The following is a 17,964-nucleotide window of genomic DNA, read 5'->3' on the forward strand; positions in this document are numbered from 1 at the left end:
ATTTATTATTTCACTTGCTATTTAACGGATAAACTCACCCGCTTGCAAACGTTTAATAAGTGACTGATATCTCGAATCATTTGCAAAGCGCTCTTGATATTTTGCCCACAACTGCGTCGCCTGATCCGTGTTACCCTGTTTCCACAAAGTGGCGACTAAATGCATCACCACCTCTTCATCCAAGCGCTTGGCCAACGCTTTTCTTAAATATGATTCCGCTTCTGCATACGCCTTCTTCTGGTAAAACAGCCAGCCCATGCTATCCAAAATATAATAACTGTCTGGAGCCAACCTTAAGGCGCGCTTTAGCAAAACCTCCGCTTCATCCAGCTCAATTCCTTGCTCGGCGTAATAATAGCCCAGAGCATTCAACGCATCCAATTCATTCGGATTTATCGCCAACACACGCTTTAAAGTCTGCACATACTCATTGAAGCGCCGGGTGTCATAAAGCAGAATGGATTGCGACAACAGCAAATCCACACTCTCCGGAGCCAGTTGGATTGCCTGCTGGTTCATTTCTATCGCGTTTTCCAAACGGTTTGAGGCCCGATAAAAAATCGCTTTAGCACGAAAGACCTTTAACTTAACCTCATCATTACTCAGCTCAATCTCGTCAACCGCATTAAGTGCACTTTCCAACCCCTGACGAGAGAACAATATTTCCGCTCTATGAAGTTGAGCATCGACTTGATAGGGAGCCACCTTAACCCGTTCAAAGTAATCCAGCGCTTTTTGCAGTTCCCCCTTACCCTGACTCAACACACCTAAATAATAGTAACCAACCGATTCATACGCCGGCTGCGAAACAATCTGATTCAGATTTTGTTCTGCCGGCTCTAATTCATTCAACTCCATCTGCAGCAGAGCCAATGAAAGCCGAGACGTTGTCGCATCCGGATTGGCTTGCAGAATTTTGTCGTAACGCTGTTCTGCCTGTTGATAACGCTCCGCCCTCACCTCAAGGCGCGCCATCCGCTCCTGTACCAGCCAGTCTTGCGGATGCTCTTTTAAATAGGCTGCCAACCTATTCAAGCCCACTTCCGGAGTCTCTAATAACAAATAGACCTTAGACAGCAACTGATAAACTTGTGTCCGATAAAGGCTCTTCTGCTCAGCCTCTTTTTCTTGATCAAGTTGAGACAGGGCTTTTTCTAAAAACGCCATGGCCAAATCGGGCTGCTGATAATGGGCGGCTAAAAAACCTAAACCATAAGAGGCCTGCCACTCCTGCGGGTGCTGTTGAGCCACCTTTTTAAAAAAGGCCAAGCCGGCTTCGGGTTGCGCTGCTCGAACCACGCGTTGTGCCGCAGACAAAAGATCATCCTGCAAACTACTTTCTGAAACCTGACGATAACGCTGCCACTGCTCAAATGCTTGCTGCCATTTTCCCTGGCGCAACGACATCAGATAAGCCGCACGCCAAGGAGTCGGTTTTTGCGGAGCCACCGCCAGCCACAACTGCGTTGCCTGATCAATACTGCGCTCATCATAGGTCGCCATGGAAAGCTCAAACACCCTTTGCGCCAGCTCTGGATCGCGTGTTTTTTGTGCTAATGGATAGAGTGTATTAAAAGCGTCGCCTGCCAAGCCCTTTTCAGCCATCACCTCTGCAGCCAACACTTGAAATAGAAGCTGGGTTTGCCCGTTTGATTCCGAGGCAACCATAGAAATAATCGGGGGGCTTTCATCGCCTGTGTTCGCCTCTTGGTCCGGCTGTGGTTTTAAAGCGGTACAGCCGGTCACACCACTCAGTACAAACAAACCGAGCAGAGTCAAACGATAAAATGAAAAAGATCCGCCTTTATTGAGGCTCACGGCGCGGGAAATTCGATTCATCAAAGTGCGACTATTCAAATACATTAATTAAGAGTTCCTATTCCACCCGTAACATGTTCATATCAAGTCATGCCATTACGAGCTTGCGCTTTATTCTTCAATCCAAAAACACTCTCTTGCAAACACCAAAACAAGAAGAGGAAAGTGCGCGGCTTACGTGGCCACAGAAGAGGCAAAACCACACAAAAACTTGCAATTAACCCAATAATTTAGCAGAATTACGCCTCTTTGGTTGCAATTCATCTGAACTTCGACACGGTACACCACACGATTATGAACCTACTGACTCTCGGCGTGAATCATGAGACGGCCCCGGTCGACATTCGTGAAACCGTTTCATTTTCTTCAGAACGAGCCTTGGAGGCGATCTCTGAGCTGAAGCGCCATCAGTACGTATCAGAGTGTATCATCTTATCGACTTGCAACCGAACCGAAATTTATTGCACGCTCAAATCTGCGGATGCAGAAAACGCGATTTTAGACTGGCTACACCAGTTCTTCGCACTGCCGGAAAAGACACTCATCCCCTATCTCTACAAACACCAAAATCAAAAGGCCGTCACTCATATTATGCGTGTCGCCAGCGGATTGAACTCTTTGGTATTGGGTGAGCCGCAGATTTTTGGCCAAATTAAGGACGCCTACAACCTGGCGCACAAAGCGGACAGCGTTCACCACACCCTGGAAAACCTGTTCCAGCATATTTTCCGCACCGTTAAGCAGGTGCGTACTGACACGGCTATCGGCTCCAGCCCGGTCTCAGTGGCTTTTTCTGCGGTAACACTATCCAAACAGTTTTTTGGTGATCTCTCCGAGCAAACCGCTCTGCTACTCGGTGCAGGGGAAACCATTGAACTGGTCGCCCGCCACCTGAAAGAGAATCATATCGGCAAGCTGATCATTGCCAACCGCACACTCGAACGTGCGCATAATCTGGCAGAATCTCTTGGCGGTTATGCCATTGAACTTGCGGAGATCGACAGCCATCTGCACGAAGCAGACATCGTCATTGGCTCAACCGGCAGCCCAACGGCCATTTTGCGCAAACCGCAAGTGGAACAGGCTTTGAAACGTCGCAAGAACCGCCCGATGTTTATGGTCGATATCGCCGTGCCGCGTGACATTGAAGCGAGCATTGACGAACTGGAAGATGTCTATTTATACACGGTCGACGATTTGCACGAAATCATTGAAGATAACAAGCAATCGCGTCAAAGCGCCGCGCAGGAAGCGGAAGAGATCATTTCCGTGCAGAGTGAAAACTTTATGGCCCAATTTCATGCCATTCAGGAAGTCAATCCGCTGATTCAAACTTTCCGTCAGCACTGCCTGGAAATCAAAGAACAGGCTTTGCAGCAGGCCTTACACCAACTTGATAATGGCGCTCAACCTGAAGAAGTGATCAAAAAGCTCGCTAATCAACTAACCAACAAACTGCTGCATAACCCAACCAAGCAGCTGCATCAAGCCGGCCTGGCTGGGCAGCACCAACTGATCGAATCAGCCAAAACGCTGCTGTTAAACGATTCTGAACAACCTTAGTTAAACCTTAAGGCGGTGCCAATTGGCATCGCCCCTCTTTTTTGAGTATTCCCGTGAAAGATTCAATTCGTAGTAAACTGCAAAACCTAGTGGAAAGACTGGATGAGGTCAACGCATTGATCTCCGATCCTGAGATTATCAGCGACCAGAACAAATTCCGTGCCCTGACCAAAGAACACGCTCAGCTGACGCCAGTGGTCGAGACATTTAACGCCTTTCAAAGCGCCGAATCTGATCTTGAAGAGGCTAAAGAGATGATAGGATCGGGCGATCCTGAGTTGAAAGAAATGGCTCAGGAAGAATTACCTGAACTGGAAAAACAGATCGAGGGATATGAAGTCGAACTGCAAAAAATGCTGTTGCCGCGCGATCCAAACGACGATGCCAACATCTTCTTGGAAATTCGTGCCGGAACCGGCGGAGATGAAGCCGCGATTTTTGCCGGCGACCTGTTCCGCATGTACAGCCGTTATGCGGAAAAAATGCGCTGGCAGGTTGAGGTGATTAACTCTCATGAAGGTGAACACGGTGGCTACAAAGAGATCATTGCCCGCATTATCGGTGACGGTGCTTACTCACGCCTTAAATTTGAATCCGGCGCGCATCGCGTGCAGCGTGTCCCTGCCACCGAAACCCAGGGCCGCGTGCATACCTCGGCCGCCACCGTGGTGATCATGCCGGAAGCCGCGGAACTGGAAGAGATCGAACTGAATCCGGCCGATCTAAAAGTGGATACCTTCCGTGCCTCCGGTGCCGGTGGGCAGCACGTGAACAAAACCGACTCCGCCATTCGTATCACTCACCTGCCAACCGGTACCGTAGTGGAATGCCAGGATGAACGTTCGCAACACAAAAACCGCGCACGCGCCATGTCCCTGCTGGCAGCCAGAATTAACGACACCCAGCGCCAAGTGCAGCAACAGGAGATTGCCCAGGAACGTAAAAGCTTGGTGGGCAGCGGAGACCGCTCGGAACGGATTCGTACCTATAATTACCCTCAGGGACGCGTGACCGATCACCGTATCAACCTCACCCTGTACAAACTGGATGAAGTCATGGCCGGTGCTTTAGAGCAGGTCATTGACCCTCTAGTCAATGAATATCAGGCTGAACAGCTTGCTGCGCTGAGCGCAGAAAGCTAAGCAACCGATACCATACCGGGACAATGAAACCGAATTCGGAAGACAAGGCGGCCGGCACCATTGAGCAGACTCTCAAGTCTGCCCGATCACGCTTAACAGACAGCCAAATCAGTGACAGCCCGGGATTGGATGCCGAGCTGTTACTGGCGCATTGTCTGCAAACCTCCCGCACCTATCTGTTTACCTGGCCTGAAATAGAGTTGAACGAATCTCAGCAGGCCTGCTTCAATAGCTTGCTGCAGAAGCGATTGCAAGGTCATCCGATTGCACACCTAACCGGAGAACGTGAATTTTGGGGATTATCCCTTAAGGTCACCCCCGACACCCTGATTCCACGACCGGATACCGAAATTCTGGTGGAAACCGCTCTGCAAAAAATTGAGCAACTTCAACAAACTGAGCAGGCCTGTTCCGATTGCCGCCCGCCTTCACCGATTCGCTTGCTGGACCTAGGCACCGGCACCGGTGCAATCGCCTTGGCCCTGAAACAGGAATGCCCGCAATGCGACGTCACCGCCTTGGACCAAAGTGGCGCCGCACTTGAAGTGGCCCGGTACAATGCGCAGATTCACAACCTTTCCATTCGTTTTTTAAAGAGCGACTGGTTTTCCGTGTTGGATGCCAATAAACGCTTTTCCGTAATCGTCTCCAATCCGCCGTACATTGAAAATAACGATCCGCATTTACAGCAGGGAGATGTCCGTTTCGACCCGATCAGCGCCCTCACCTCTGGTGAAGATGGACTGCAAGACCTAAAATTCATTATTCAACAGGCCTGGTCGTTTTTACAGCCTGACGGCTGGCTGTTAGTTGAACACGGTTACAATCAAGCCGAAGCAGTCAGTGCGCTGTTCCAGCAGCGCGGTTATCAACAGATTGAAAACCGCTGTGACTATGGCGGCAATCCGCGGATTACCTTCGGGCAAAAACCGTGCACTTCCCAAACTGGATAACCCAAACGGAATACCCCCCAACTGAATCAATCAAAAGGAATCGATTTCATGACCGATCTCGCGAACCAGCCCGAACTGAATGACGAAGAGCTTTCCCGTTACAGTCGCCAGATATTGCTGCCTGAAGTCGATTATGAGGGACAGCTTACCTTGGCACGTTCACATGCCGTTATTTTCGGCCTGGGGGGGTTGGGTTCCCCCGCTTCACTCTATCTGGCCTCGGCCGGCATCGGCAAATTAACCCTGGTGGATTTTGACGAAGTGGACGACTCCAACCTGCAGCGTCAGATTGTGCACCGCGAAGAAAATATCGGTCAACCGAAAGTGACCTCCGCCAAGCAAAACCTACAGGCTTTGAACCGTCATATTCAAATTGAAACCGTTGAGCACAAACCGGATGAAGCCCTAATGAAGACTTTGATTCACGGTGCCGATGTCATTCTGGACTGTACCGACAATTTTGCCGCGCGCTTTGCGATTAACCGCGCCTGCCATGCAGCGCAAAAACCGCTGATTTCAGGCGCGGCAATTCGCTGGGAGGGACAATTGAGCACCTACGACTTCCGTCAGCCGCAAAGCCCCTGCTACCAGTGTCTGTATAAAGAAGAAAACGGGGTCGAACTGACCTGTAGCCGTAACGGGGTGTTATCCCCGGTGGTCGGCATGATTGGTTCCATGCAAGCGATCGAGGCGATTAAAGCCCTGCTGAATTTGCCAACGCTGACCGGCAAGCTGATGATTGTTGACGCCTATACAATGCATATTCGTACCTTGAATCTAAAGAAAGATCCGCAGTGTCAACAGTGCTCAGCGGCTGAATAAACATTGTTTAAAAACTGAACAGGCCTGGTCAGTTTGACGAAACGATATTACTCTAAAAACCACACAGCCCTTAAGGAGCTGCGAACGGTTCGGTGATCTGACGTTTGTCGATTTTAATAATCACACGTCGGTTCATAGAACGGCTGTAGGCGGAATCATTCGGCACTACCGGTTCGTTATCGGCATTGCCTTCGATTTTAATCAGGCGTTTATCCACCCCCATGTAAATAAAGGTGCGAGCCACCGTGGCCGCGCGCGCGGCTGAAAGTTCCCAGTTGGAAGGGAACTGGAAATTATTGATCGGCAAGTCGTCCGTGTAGCCGGAAATCACCATCGGCTGACCGCGCCCCGCCAAACTCTCGCCTAACAACTCAAGCTGCTCACGTGTTTTATCACTGATGGTCGCACGCCCACTCTCAAAGAAACTGTCGGAACGCAAAGTGATTTTGGTGAACTCTTCATTGTCTTCGATGTTAATATCGCGCGGATTCACATTTTTTAGCGTATCGAAGATCTCTTGTTCCGTCACCGGCGGCTTCAGCTCCAACGGATTGAATTCCGTACCCGGCATGCTTGCCGTCTGTTCGATCATACTATCGGGTTCAGAAGCCTGCTCACCGATCAAACGATTCACAAAAATCTGCCTTTCATCCGGGTCCACAACCGCCAACAGCCACATCACCAGAAAGAAGACCATCAATACGGTCATCAAGTCGGCCAGGGCAATTTTCCAAGAACCACCGTGCGCCCCGCCGTCATCATGTCCTCCACGACGGCGTGCCACTAGCCTATCCTCCCGGAAAACATGAGCGTAGACCAGCAATCCCAGCTAAACATGAACCGGTTATTCATAATCATCTCGCGGTATTTCAAATTCGGGTGGAACACGCTGACGGCCAATTTCTACCGCCAAATTCGGCGAGACGCCACTGGCAAACGCCTCCAGAAATGAAGCGGTCATTTCAAATAGCGAACGATCCTGACGAATCATGACTTCGACCGAATGCACAAACGGCGCAACGACAGCAAACGCAAAAAACACCCCGGTTAAAGTTCCTACCAGTGCCGCTCCGATCGCCGTACCGATGGCCGCCACATCCATGTCGCCGCCTAACAGTTCCATGGTAATAATCACCCCCAACACCGCAGCAACGATACCGAAACCTGGCAACCAATCCCCGACCTTGCCGGCCGCTTTCGGCACTTCCATCTGTGAATGGTAAACATCATCGATTTGGTTAGCCAAATGATGTTCGAAATTCAGGCTTGCCGGAGGGTTTAACAACAAGTAACTGAAGTTGTCGATAATGAATTTTTTAAGATCTTTATGTTTTAAAACTCTGGAGTAATGCATAAAAATCGGGCTATTTTCCGGGCTGACAATATGCTTTTCGAGCGCCAGCATGCCTGAGGAGCGTGACAGTCGCGCCAGCTCTTCCAGAAGGCCAAGAGTTTCTGCATAAAGTTCTTTGGTGACACGCTCTCCGGCAAAAAAGCGTCCCAGATAAGCCAAGGTACGCGTCCACACATAAACAGGAGTCGAAGCCAAAAAAGCACCTAATGAAATCCCCAAAATTACCACTAATTCCGAGGGGTGCCATAGAGCCATCAGGTTTCCGCCCATTAAGGCGAAGCCACCTAAAAGACTGGCAAGAACAATGATAATTCCAATGGGTTTTGCAAACATAGATCAGATCACTTTTGATTGACGGTTCCTACGCTCCCTGCCACAGAAAGCCCTTCAAAACTTGAATCGCGTTTCCGTTAACGGCATGGAGACAGATAATTTTATTATTTTTTATAACAGGGCTTAACCATATCAGATCAACCCAGAACCTTTAAGCAATCCTTATACCAGCTTATTAAATTAGTTGGATAATCGAATCGAAGTCACCTTCTTCAGGGTTCTTGGCAAGACAATCCCCCGCTTAGCGCGACTGGCAAACGCCTCTTCAATGGCCGTCGGCCCAAATTGTTTTTCATAGTCACCGGCAATCAATGCCAATTTACTGCCGGGCTCAAAGGCAAAAACCGCATTGACCTTGTGCCCTTTTGGCAACTGAATCAACTTATTCCCTTTCCCCTTGGCCAAGATCGGCAACTCTTCTGCTTTAAAAACCAGCATTCTCGGTTCGTCGGTAACCACGACAATCCAGTCTTCTTTTTTCACTTTCGCTGGAATAAGGATGGTAGACTTAGCCGGCAGACTGATCGCGGATTTACCCGCTTTATTCTTGGAATACAAGTTTTCCAGCTGGGTAATAAAACCATAACCGGCAGACGTAGCGAGAATCACCTGTTCATCCGGCTGTCCCAGCAACACATGCTTAAATGCGGCCCCCGCTGGCGGGTTTAAGCGCCCGGTTAAGGGTTCACCATGACTGCGTGCCGAAGGAAGGCTGTGCGCCGGCAACGAATAGGCCCGCCCGGTATCATCCAAAAAGACCGCCATTTGCCGGCTTTGGCCGCTATCCTGACTACAGAAGTCATCACCTGATTTATAGCCCAAGGAACGTCCGTCGACATCGTGTCCTTTAGCCGCGCGGATCCAGCCGTTTTCAGACAAGACAACAGTCACCGCTTCAGACGGAAGCAGGTCCTGTTCACTCATCGCCTGCGCAATTTTCGCTTCCACTAATGGTGATTTACGCTCATCGCCATAGCTTTCTGCATCGGCCTGCAACTCCTTTTTCACCAGAGTTTTGAGACGGGCCGCACTGCCAAGAATCTTCTCCAACTTCTGACGCTCCGCTTCCAACTCAGCCTGCTCGGTGCGGATTTTCATCTCTTCCAAACGGGCTAAATGGCGTAACTTCAATTCTAAAATGGCTTCGGCCTGAAGATCGCTTAAGCCAAAACGCTCCATCAATACCGGCTTAGGTTTGTCTTCCTCACGGATAATGGCAATCACCTCATCGATATTTAAAAAAGCAACGAGCAAACCGTCCAAAATGTGCAAACGCGCCAAAACCTTGTCCAGACGATATTGCAGACGGCGACGCACGGTTTCCGTACGGTAGGTCAGCCATTCACTCAACAAATCTTTCAACGGTTTGACTTGGGGACGGCCGTTAAGACCGATGACATTAAAGTTGGCGCGGTAACTCTTTTCCAGATCCGTGGTAGCAAACAGATGAAGCATCGCGGTTTCCACATCCACGCGCTTGGAACGCAGCTCCAACACAAAACGGATTGGATTTTCATGATCCGATTCATCGCGTAAATCGACCACCATAGGCAACTTTTTAGCGCGCATCTGCGCGGCAATCTGCTCCAACACCTTGGAACCGGAAACCTGATAGGGAAGCGCGTCAATCACCACATTGACACCATCCTCCACGTGGTAGCTGGCACGCTGGCGAATCGCACCGTTGCCGGTTTCATACAATTTGAGCAATTCGGCTTTGGGCGTAATCACCTGGGCCGAATTCGGATAATCCGGTCCCGGAATGTATTTCACCAACTCTTCAGTGGTGAGTTTCGGGTTTTCCAACAGGGCCACGCAACCGTTGACCACTTCACGCAGGTTGTGCGGTGGGATGTCAGTCGCCATCCCCACCGCAATCCCGGAGGTACCATTGAGCAGAACATGCGGCACTCTGGCTGGCAGCACCACCGGCTCCTGCAGAGTACCGTCAAAATTGGGCGTCCAGTCAACCGTCCCCTGGCTGGCCTCCTCCAGCAACAATTGGCTGAATTTGGAGAGACGCGCTTCGGTATAACGCATCGCGGCAAAGGATTTGGGATCATCCATTGAACCCCAGTTCCCCTGACCGTCAACCAATGGATAACGGAAGGAAAAATCCTGCGCCATCAGCACCATGGCTTCATAGCAAGCACTGTCACCATGCGGATGAAATTTACCCAGAACATCCCCGACGGTACGCGCCGATTTTTTATATTTTGCACTGGCTTTGAGCCCCAACTCGGACATCGCATAAATGATGCGCCTCTGAACCGGCTTTAGGCCATCGCTAATGTGCGGCAAGGCACGATCCAGAATGACATACATCGCATAATCAAGATACGCTTTCTCGGTAAAGGCCGCTACCGGAAGCTGCTCAATGCCTTCATAATTGATGACCTGTTGGGACACGTACCGCTCCTATTTTATGGTTAAGATACTTTAGGATGTTCAATCGTATTAAACGATCTTAATCGATGGATTTAAATTTACCAAATCAGGTGTTTTCTGTCAGTTTGCCAACCGCACAAGAGACAAAAGACTTGGCCTTGGCGCCCGCTGCTTTAATCCCTTCTACACTGCCGGCAGGCGGATAGCCCATCCTGAGAAGCTGCGCGGCCACTTCCGCTTCCACCGCTTCGGACACCAGACCGGATGAAATCTGACAATTGACCAGACCATTTTCAACATCCACTTCAACCGTCTCGATACCATCCAATTGTGAAAGCTGTTTGCAAATCGAATTTGCACAGCCGCCACACTTAATATTTTCCGCCCGAATACGAATCCACTGCTGATGTTCTGCGTGCATGAGTTTCGCCTTTTTCTGTTTTTTAAACGTTTTCACATGATGAACAGATGGGGTCATCACTCGCGTTCATCGTTCATCGTTCATCGTTCATCGTTCATCGTTCATCGTTCATCGTTCATCGTTCATTTTATACCGCAACACGGCCAATTGCTTGTTTTCAAACGTACTATAATCTAACACACTTCAAATCGGCTTTGCGCCTCTCTATTGGTTAAACGTTTAGCCCGCCAACCCCCTATCCTAACCTTTCACTATATAACCTACTTATTTACTAGGTTATTACCTCTGTTCAAGTTAAAATAGTTGCCACCAACTCTTTTTGCGAAAAGCCAACGTGTATTGAATATGAACTGTTTTTTCAACCGCTATGCGGATCTTCCCAACCACTTTTACAGCTATGCAAGCCCCGAGCCCCTGGAGAAGGCTGTCCTTGTGCACCGCAACCCAATTCTCGAGAACGAGCTGGCTCTAACCCTGACCGAGGCCGAACTCATCCAAATGAGTTCAGGCAACCAATTTCCGCAAGGCTGTTCGCCACTGGCACAGAAATACACCGGGCACCAGTTCGGCCATTACAATCCAGATCTGGGGGACGGACGCGGGTTACTGCTTGGCCAGTGGCATGATTCACAGCAGCAATCGTGGGATTTTCATCTTAAAGGCTGTGGGCGCACCCCCTACTCAAGACGCGGTGACGGTCGGGCCGTCTTGCGCTCGGCCATTCGCGAATACCTCGGCAGCGAAGCACTGCATGCTTTGGGCATTCCCAGCACGCGATGCCTGGCACTGTGCCACAGCGACGAACGCGTACAACGTGAACAACTGGAACCACGGGCCAGCTATATTCGAGTGGCTAAAACTCATGTGCGTTTTGGCCACTTTGAGTGGTTGGCACAACACCAGGACAAGCAAGGCATGCAGCAACTGGCGGACTATGTCATCGAAACTGTTTATCCCGATTTAATCGCTCTGCCTGAAGCGAACCGTTACGCCCGGTTGTTGGAGACCATTTGCGCCAAGACGGCCAAGTTAATTGCCGCCTGGCAAGCGATTGGTTTCTGCCACGGCGTACTCAATACTGACAATATGTCCGTTGCTGGCGAAACCTTTGATTTCGGGCCCTTTGCTTTTATGGACGATTTCAAACTCCACTATATCTGCAACCATTCCGATTTCGAAGGTCGTTATGCCTATAGCCAGCAACCCAATATCGGCTATTGGAACTGCCAGGTACTGGCCGGCGCCTTTGGATTGCTGGTAGATGATCAGGCTCAACATAAAGCCCTCAACACCTACATCGAAACCTATAACCGCGCCTACCTAAGCAAGATGTTGGCAAAACTAGGGCTTAGCGAGACACTCAAAGGTGACAAATTGCTGGTCGCCGATCTGATTATCTTAATGGATCAATCTTCTCTGGACTTTCACCAGTTCTTTTTAAGCTTGGCTGACTGTAAAACTGAACAGGCCTGTTTGGATTTGAAGCTCATTAAAGATACGCCTGAATGGCGCAAGTGGCTGCAAGCCTACTATCAGAGACGCGCCCAAGAACAAGACCCGCAAAACGTCAATGCGCAAATCCGTGAGAACACGCCTAAATTTGTTCTCAGGAATTACATTGCCCAAGAAGTCATCGAAGCCGCCGAACGGGGGGATTTCTCACTATTTGAACAGTGCTTTAATGCCCTTCACTCTCCTTATGTGAGAATGGAGGATATTCCACAACGTTACTATCAGCCTCCGCAAAACCCGATACAAAAAGGGATTGCGCTAAGCTGCTCATCTTAAAGAGTTGGACGACAAGCACTACAAACGCGCACAGACGTTTTAATTTTGTATAAAATAACCTTCTTAATAAAATATGTCAGCGTTGGCTATTTTAAGAGTAGGCTTTCAACGCTAGCTAATGCCTATTCTGATGTTCGGAGGCTTATCATGGAACAGCCGTCATCCGCTTTAAGCGAAAAGCGTAAGCAGGAGCGTATTGAGATCAAACGCTCGGTGCAAGTTCTGGTTGCAGACAAAATTCTGCAAGGTCACTTGGTGGATCTGTCTACCATTGGTGTGGGTTTGCTTATCAATGAGGCGGTGGATAGTGGTGTTGAACTCAGCGTAAAGTTCACCTTACCGGATCAGGACGGCATTGCAGAATTGTTATTGGATGGTCGCGTTGCGCATTGCACCCCGAGCGGCCACCTCTATACTATCGGCATCGAATTCACTGTGCTAAGTCCGCATCAAAAAACGGTCATCAGTGCTTTTACCGAATCCAAGCAACCGCTGGCTTAAGTTTTTCTGGTGAATTTTAATGGACAGTGTCAAAACCGATCGTAAAGCCACACTGTATGGGCGAAATGGACATGCTGAAGCCCGTCTTGTTGAGCTTTCTACACAAGGCGTTGGCGTGCACTCAAACCGTGGTGCGCGGGTCGGGACGGAACTGGAAGTGGAATTTGAACTGCCCGCACTGGAACGCTTTCTCACCCTCAAGCTAACCGGAAAAGTCACTGATCGACATAATGCAGGCGATCAAATTCACCTTCACATCCAATTCAATCACCTTGATGCACACTCCAAAGAAGCCATTCAAGACTTCATCAACTACAAAGAACGTTTAAGCAAAATGAGCGTACGGGCCACCTCTTAAGCGCTAAACTCATTACTCTAAACGCGATGAATACGCTTTAAAATCTCAAGTTGGCGGCTATAGTCGTTTTCAGGGCGCGGTGACGGACCAATCACATCTTTAGACAGTTCCGAGCCCAAGAGCACCTCAAAACTGCCCGCCACCGAATGCACCAACGGCTCAAGTTCATAACCACCGCCGAGAGAGAGCGCTAAACGACCACCGCACAATTCGCTCGCCGCCTGTTTAAGCTTGTCCACCAAACGGTTGAACCCGGTCACACTCATGCGATGCTCGGCCAGAGGGTCCTGCCAGTGGGCGTCATAGCCGGCAAACGCGATGATATGCTGCGGTTGAAAGGCGCGCAGCTTGGGCAGAATCACCTCATCAAAGACATTTAAATAGGCTTGATCGCCAGCCCCGCTGCCAAACGGACAGTTCACATTCGTTCCCGCCGCATCGCCCTTGCCGATCAATTCAGCCGCACCGGTCATCGGCCAGTAGGGATGCTGGTGAATCGACACGGCCATGATGGAAGGATCGGATTCCGTCAAATCCTGGGTACCGTTGCCGTGATGCACATCAAAATCAATAATCGCTACCCGCTCCACGCCGCGGTATTTCTGCAACGCTTTGGCGGCAATCACGTCGGAATTAAACAAACAGAACCCCATCGCCTTGTCTTCCAGGGCGTGGTGGCCGGGTGGGCGCAACAAGGCAAAACCGTTATCCACCAGACGATCATAAACCGCCAAATTCAGTTGAATCGCACCGCCAGCCGCCATTTTAGCGGCGGCAAAGGTGTCTTCGGTCAGATAGGTATCGCCCACATAAGGGTTAAAATAGCCGCCACCGTATTCGCTGATGCTGGCAATCTCATCAATATAGCCTGGCGAGTGCACCCACTCCAACTCCTCACGCGTCGCCAGACGGGCTGCAACCGGGCTCAGCTTGGACCACAGGCCGCGCGCTTCCAATTCACGGTCTATCGCCACCAAGCGCTGAGCATTTTCAGGATGTTCCGCCATATCATGTTTAAAAAACAGTGGATCCAGTACCACACCGGTTTGCTGAGCACTTCTCACGGTCGGTTGAGCGCAACTGGCGATACCCAATGGCAAGGAAACCGAGGTACCCAAAGCCAGTAACCGTTGAATAAATTCTCTGCGTCCTTGCATCATTCTTTCCTCGTTTTAACCTTTGATCACGGCACTGGAGCACGTGCAAAATGGCTCCTCATCTTTGCAAGGCAACCAAAGCTTACTTACACACATCCTGATAGGGCTCCAACAGTTTTTTCAATCCCCTTAAGGAAAACGCATAAGTGGGTTTTCCTAAAGCACGGTGAGAAAAGGTAACCTCCAGCTTTTCTCCTTGCTTTAAGTTTTCCAGAAGCGATTGGTAACCTTCTTGCATGACGTTCATCGATTTCACACTTTGCGGATCCAGTTCAATTCGCACCCGATTAGACACCTCTTCAAAGGTATTGTGGGGCTTGAGAACCGCCTGCCACTTGAAAGCCGGATCGCCTGCTTGGCCGTCAATACGGTAATCCGCCTGCAATAAACGCGGCAATTCGCTCATCACTTCATCGTTAAACAGCAACACTTCCAACATCGGAAACGGCGACTGACTGGAACAACGGATCCCGAAGAATACCTCTCTGTCTGGCATTTTGGTAAACAGTTCAATATGCTCCGCACTCTGTTGCGCATCACGATAAACGCTCAGATGATAATCTTGAAAAACGCTCTGCTCAGCAGCCTGCACTGACGCCGTCAACACAACGGCCATTAACCCCAAAATTCTTAACACCTTAAATCACTTTTTTTATTTATTATTGACGATCTTGTTCGGCGAAATATCGCTTCAGCCAACTGTACAGGCCTGGTAAAAAAATCACAGTGCCGCCAAATCGCCTTTATTTTCCAGCCAGGCTTTGCGATCCGAGGCTCGCTTCTTATTGAGCAGCATATCCATCATTTCGTGATCGCGCTCCGTCGGCTCCAATTGCAACTGCACCAAACGTCGACTTTCCGGCATCATGGTGGTTTCCCGCAACTGTTTCGGGTTCATTTCCCCCAACCCCTTAAAGCGGGTGACCTGAACTTTACCCGGCATTTTTTCCGCAGCAATACGATCCAACACCCCCTGGCGTTCGTACTCATCCAAAGCGTAAAACACCTGCTTGCCGACATCGATACGATACAGCGGCGGCATCGCCACATAAACATGACCGGCTTCTACCAGTCTGGGAAAGTGGCGTACAAACAAGGCGCAGATCAAGGTGGCAATATGCGCGCCATCGGAATCGGCATCTGCGAGAATACAGATCTTACCGTAACGTAATCCACTCAAATCGTCTGATCCGGGATCCACGCCGATCGCCACACTGATGTCATGAATTTCCTGTGACGCCAATACCTGACCCGCTTCCACTTCCCAGGTATTCAAAATCTTACCACGCAACGGCATGATCGCCTGAGTGTTTTTATCCCTCGCCTGTTTGGCGGAGCCGCCGGCAGAATCCCCTTCCACCAGAAACAGTTCGGTCAAAGTCAGGTCGGATTCGGTGCAGTCCGCCAGCTTTCCAGGCAGCGCCGGACCGGAAGTGATTTTTTTACGCGTGACTTTTTTGGCTTTTTTACTGCGGTTACTGGCATTGTTAATCACCAGTTCGGCTATTTTCTCGGCCACTTCGGTATGCTGGTTCAACCACAAACTCAGCGCGTCCTTGACCACGCCGGAGATAAACGGCACGCATTCGCGCGACGACAGGCGCTCTTTAGTTTGCCCGGCAAACTGCGGTTCGTAGACCTTGGCCGATAACACAAAGGCCACATTCTGCCAGACGTCTTCCGGAGTAATTTTGATGCCTCGCGGAATCAGGTTACGAAACTCGCAAAACTCGCGCACCGCATCGGTCGCCCCGGCACGCAAGCCATTGACGTGCGTCCCGCCCTGCGGGGTCGGAATCAGGTTGACATAACTTTCCATCAGCGTTTCCGACGGTTCAACCAGCCAGGCAATTGCCCAGGAGACCCCTTCGCTGTCGCCTTGGCTTTCCCCCAAAAAACCTTCCAACGGCAAGCGCTCCAAACCGTCAAGCGCATCGTTCAGATAATCTTTCAAGCCGTTTTCATAGTGCCACACTTCGGATTCACTGGACGCTTCGTCGACAAAGGTGACTTTAAGCCCCGGGCTGAGTACCGCTTTGGCACGCAACAGATATTTCAGTTTCGCCAACGCATATTTAGGCGTATCAAAAAATTGCGCATCCGGCCAGAAACGCACCAGGGTTCCGGTGTTCTTTTTGCCGACTTTGCCGATCACTTCCAGCGGCTTGGAAAGCTCACCATTTTCGAATGCAATGTCATAGAGTTTGCTGTCACGGCGAATCTGGATTTCGACCTTTTTGGAGAGCGCATTGACCACCGAGATCCCGACGCCATGCAGACCACCGGAAAACTTGTAGGCTTTATTGGAGAACTTCCCCCCGGCATGGAGACGGGTCATAATCACTTCCACCCCCGGCACGCCCTCTTCCGGGTGAATATCCACCGGCATCCCACGACCGTTATCCAGTACGCTCATGGAACCGTCCGCATGATGGGTCACGGTAATTTCACTGGCAAATCCAGCCAAGGCTTCGTCCACACTGTTGTCAATCACCTCCTGCGCCAAATGATTAGGCCTGGTGGTATCGGTATACATGCCCGGGCGCTTGCGCACCGGATCCAGACCCGTTAAAACTTCAATCTCAGCCGCATTGTAGTTTCCGCTCACAGTTGAGGACTCCTAGTGATAGAATGGTGTTAATTGTTCTTAATCAATGTCAGAATCATATCATATCACCATGCCAAATCGAGACTACCATCAGGAACGCCGGGATTACGAATTCGCACGCTTGGATCGTGATGCCTTGGATGCCAACCCTTTTTTACAGTTTTCCAAATGGATGGACGACGCCATCGAGCAGAAAACCATCGACCCGACCGCCATGTCCGTGGCCACGGTGGATCAAGACGGCCAGCCGCACAGCCGTATTGTGTTGCTGAAAGCATTTGATGAAAACGGCTTCGTTTTCTATACGCATTACGACAGTGATAAAGGGCATGAACTGGAGAGCAATGCCAAAACGGCGCTGCTGTTTTTCTGGCCGGAAATGGATCGCCAGATCCGCATCGAAGGGTGTGTGGAGAAGCTCAGCATTGCAGCGTCGGAAAGCTATTTTCACAGTCGCCCACGCGACAGTCAGCTGGCTGCGTTTATCTCCAAACAGAGTCAAGTGGTCGCGAATCGTGAAGAACTCGAACAGCGTCTTGAAGCCGCGAAAGCCCAATATGCGGAGCAGACCGTACCGCATCCGCCGCACTGGGGCGGTTACCGCGTGATTCCGCAGCGTTTTGAGTTCTGGCAAGGGCGTCCAAACCGCATGCACGACCGTTTCCGCTATGACAAAACGGCCGCAGAAACTGAACAGGCCTGGTCTATTGATCGCCTGTCACCCTAGGACTTTCCCTGCAGTATTTCCCGTAGACAAA

The 17,964-nt window shown here is 50.3% G+C and carries 16 protein-coding genes; 8 read left to right on the forward strand and 8 right to left on the reverse strand.

Going from position 1 to position 17,964, the window contains the following annotated elements:
• Nucleotides 1-21 precede the first annotated feature (21 nt).
• Nucleotides 22-1,863, reverse strand: a complete 1,842-nt coding sequence (locus QCB44_RS10435) for a tetratricopeptide repeat protein (RefSeq protein ID WP_279409899.1) — start codon at nt 1,861-1,863, stop codon at nt 22-24.
• A 249-nt stretch (nt 1,864-2,112) separates the two neighbouring features.
• Between QCB44_RS10435 and hemA the strand changes: the two genes are divergently transcribed.
• From hemA to moeB, 4 genes are read left to right on the forward strand one after another with little or no spacing between them, the layout of a single operon-like run.
• On the forward strand, nt 2,113-3,381 hold the full coding sequence (gene hemA, locus QCB44_RS10440; RefSeq protein WP_279409900.1) for a glutamyl-tRNA reductase: 1,269 nt from the start codon (nt 2,113-2,115) through the stop codon (nt 3,379-3,381).
• A gap of 53 nt (nt 3,382-3,434) precedes the next feature.
• A complete protein-coding gene (gene prfA / locus QCB44_RS10445) occupies nt 3,435-4,523 on the forward strand; it encodes a peptide chain release factor 1 (RefSeq protein ID WP_279409901.1) in 1,089 nt (362 codons plus the stop codon).
• A 23-nt stretch (nt 4,524-4,546) separates the two neighbouring features.
• Entirely contained in the window at nt 4,547-5,476 is a 930-nt protein-coding gene (gene prmC, locus QCB44_RS10450) for a peptide chain release factor N(5)-glutamine methyltransferase (RefSeq protein WP_279409902.1), read from the forward strand.
• A gap of 48 nt (nt 5,477-5,524) precedes the next feature.
• Nucleotides 5,525-6,298, forward strand: a complete 774-nt coding sequence (gene moeB / locus QCB44_RS10455; RefSeq protein ID WP_279409903.1) for a molybdopterin-synthase adenylyltransferase MoeB — start codon at nt 5,525-5,527, stop codon at nt 6,296-6,298.
• A 70-nt stretch (nt 6,299-6,368) separates the two neighbouring features.
• Here moeB and QCB44_RS10460 read toward each other — a convergent pair whose 3' ends face one another.
• The 4 genes from QCB44_RS10460 to QCB44_RS10475 form a co-directional block, all read right to left on the reverse strand.
• Nucleotides 6,369-7,082: a flagellar motor protein MotB gene (locus tag QCB44_RS10460; protein WP_279409904.1), complete on the reverse strand. Its 714-nt coding sequence runs from the start codon at nt 7,080-7,082 to the stop codon at nt 6,369-6,371.
• 60 nt (nt 7,083-7,142) lie between these two features.
• A complete protein-coding gene (locus QCB44_RS10465) occupies nt 7,143-7,985 on the reverse strand; it encodes a motility-associated protein (protein WP_279409905.1) in 843 nt (280 codons plus the stop codon).
• A 180-nt stretch (nt 7,986-8,165) separates the two neighbouring features.
• Entirely contained in the window at nt 8,166-10,394 is a 2,229-nt protein-coding gene (gene parC / locus QCB44_RS10470) for a DNA topoisomerase IV subunit A (protein WP_279409906.1), read from the reverse strand.
• An 85-nt stretch (nt 10,395-10,479) separates the two neighbouring features.
• Entirely contained in the window at nt 10,480-10,794 is a 315-nt protein-coding gene (locus tag QCB44_RS10475; RefSeq protein ID WP_279409907.1) for a heavy-metal-associated domain-containing protein, read from the reverse strand.
• 345 nt (nt 10,795-11,139) lie between these two features.
• Between QCB44_RS10475 and QCB44_RS10480 the strand changes: the two genes are divergently transcribed.
• From QCB44_RS10480 to QCB44_RS10490, 3 genes are all read left to right on the forward strand, one after another.
• Nucleotides 11,140-12,582, forward strand: a complete 1,443-nt coding sequence (locus QCB44_RS10480; RefSeq protein WP_279409908.1) for a protein adenylyltransferase SelO family protein — start codon at nt 11,140-11,142, stop codon at nt 12,580-12,582.
• A gap of 147 nt (nt 12,583-12,729) precedes the next feature.
• The gene (locus QCB44_RS10485) at nt 12,730-13,083 is read left to right on the forward strand and encodes a PilZ domain-containing protein (RefSeq protein WP_279409909.1); all 354 of its coding nucleotides are present in this window, start codon (nt 12,730-12,732) and stop codon (nt 13,081-13,083) included.
• 19 nt (nt 13,084-13,102) lie between these two features.
• Complete coding sequence (locus QCB44_RS10490) at nt 13,103-13,441, forward strand: PilZ domain-containing protein (RefSeq protein WP_279409910.1); 339 nt, start codon at nt 13,103-13,105, stop codon at nt 13,439-13,441.
• Between the two features lie 17 nt (nt 13,442-13,458).
• On the opposite strand, the gene QCB44_RS10495 is transcribed toward QCB44_RS10490, so the two are convergent.
• The 3 genes from QCB44_RS10495 to parE all read right to left on the reverse strand — a co-directional run bounded on the left by QCB44_RS10495 (nt 13,459) and on the right by parE (nt 17,206).
• Entirely contained in the window at nt 13,459-14,598 is a 1,140-nt protein-coding gene (locus QCB44_RS10495; RefSeq protein WP_279409911.1) for a histone deacetylase, read from the reverse strand.
• A gap of 82 nt (nt 14,599-14,680) precedes the next feature.
• Nucleotides 14,681-15,235 (reverse strand): hypothetical protein, encoded by a 555-nt coding sequence (locus tag QCB44_RS10500; protein ID WP_279409912.1) that lies wholly within the window; start codon nt 15,233-15,235, stop codon nt 14,681-14,683.
• A gap of 84 nt (nt 15,236-15,319) precedes the next feature.
• Entirely contained in the window at nt 15,320-17,206 is a 1,887-nt protein-coding gene (gene parE, locus QCB44_RS10505) for a DNA topoisomerase IV subunit B (protein WP_279409913.1), read from the reverse strand.
• 46 nt (nt 17,207-17,252) lie between these two features.
• On the opposite strand from parE, the gene pdxH reads away from it, so the two are divergent.
• The gene (gene pdxH, locus QCB44_RS10510) at nt 17,253-17,933 is read left to right on the forward strand and encodes a pyridoxamine 5'-phosphate oxidase (protein ID WP_279409914.1); all 681 of its coding nucleotides are present in this window, start codon (nt 17,253-17,255) and stop codon (nt 17,931-17,933) included.
• Nucleotides 17,934-17,964: the final 31 nt, after the last annotated feature.

The organism is Thiomicrorhabdus sp. zzn3 (assembly GCF_029767755.1).
Taxonomy (GTDB): Bacteria; Pseudomonadota; Gammaproteobacteria; order Thiomicrospirales; family Thiomicrospiraceae; genus Thiomicrorhabdus.

What these genes read in the sequence shown, in the direction of transcription:
- moeB (WP_279409903.1), top strand. Translation starts at nt 5,525, where the DNA reads ATGACCGATCTCGCGAACCAGCCCGAACTGAATGACGAAGAGCTTTCC.
- QCB44_RS10495 (WP_279409911.1), bottom strand. Translation starts at nt 14,598, where the DNA reads ATGCAAGGACGCAGAGAATTTATTCAACGGTTACTGGCTTTGGGTACC.
- hemA (WP_279409900.1), top strand. Translation starts at nt 2,113, where the DNA reads ATGAACCTACTGACTCTCGGCGTGAATCATGAGACGGCCCCGGTCGAC.
- QCB44_RS10485 (WP_279409909.1), top strand. Translation starts at nt 12,730, where the DNA reads ATGGAACAGCCGTCATCCGCTTTAAGCGAAAAGCGTAAGCAGGAGCGT.
- QCB44_RS10465 (WP_279409905.1), bottom strand. Translation starts at nt 7,985, where the DNA reads ATGTTTGCAAAACCCATTGGAATTATCATTGTTCTTGCCAGTCTTTTA.
- QCB44_RS10475 (WP_279409907.1), bottom strand. Translation starts at nt 10,794, where the DNA reads ATGCACGCAGAACATCAGCAGTGGATTCGTATTCGGGCGGAAAATATT.
- QCB44_RS10435 (WP_279409899.1), bottom strand. Translation starts at nt 1,863, where the DNA reads ATGTATTTGAATAGTCGCACTTTGATGAATCGAATTTCCCGCGCCGTG.
- prmC (WP_279409902.1), top strand. Translation starts at nt 4,547, where the DNA reads ATGAAACCGAATTCGGAAGACAAGGCGGCCGGCACCATTGAGCAGACT.
- QCB44_RS10490 (WP_279409910.1), top strand. Translation starts at nt 13,103, where the DNA reads ATGGACAGTGTCAAAACCGATCGTAAAGCCACACTGTATGGGCGAAAT.
- QCB44_RS10480 (WP_279409908.1), top strand. Translation starts at nt 11,140, where the DNA reads ATGAACTGTTTTTTCAACCGCTATGCGGATCTTCCCAACCACTTTTAC.
- pdxH (WP_279409914.1), top strand. Translation starts at nt 17,253, where the DNA reads ATGTCAGAATCATATCATATCACCATGCCAAATCGAGACTACCATCAG.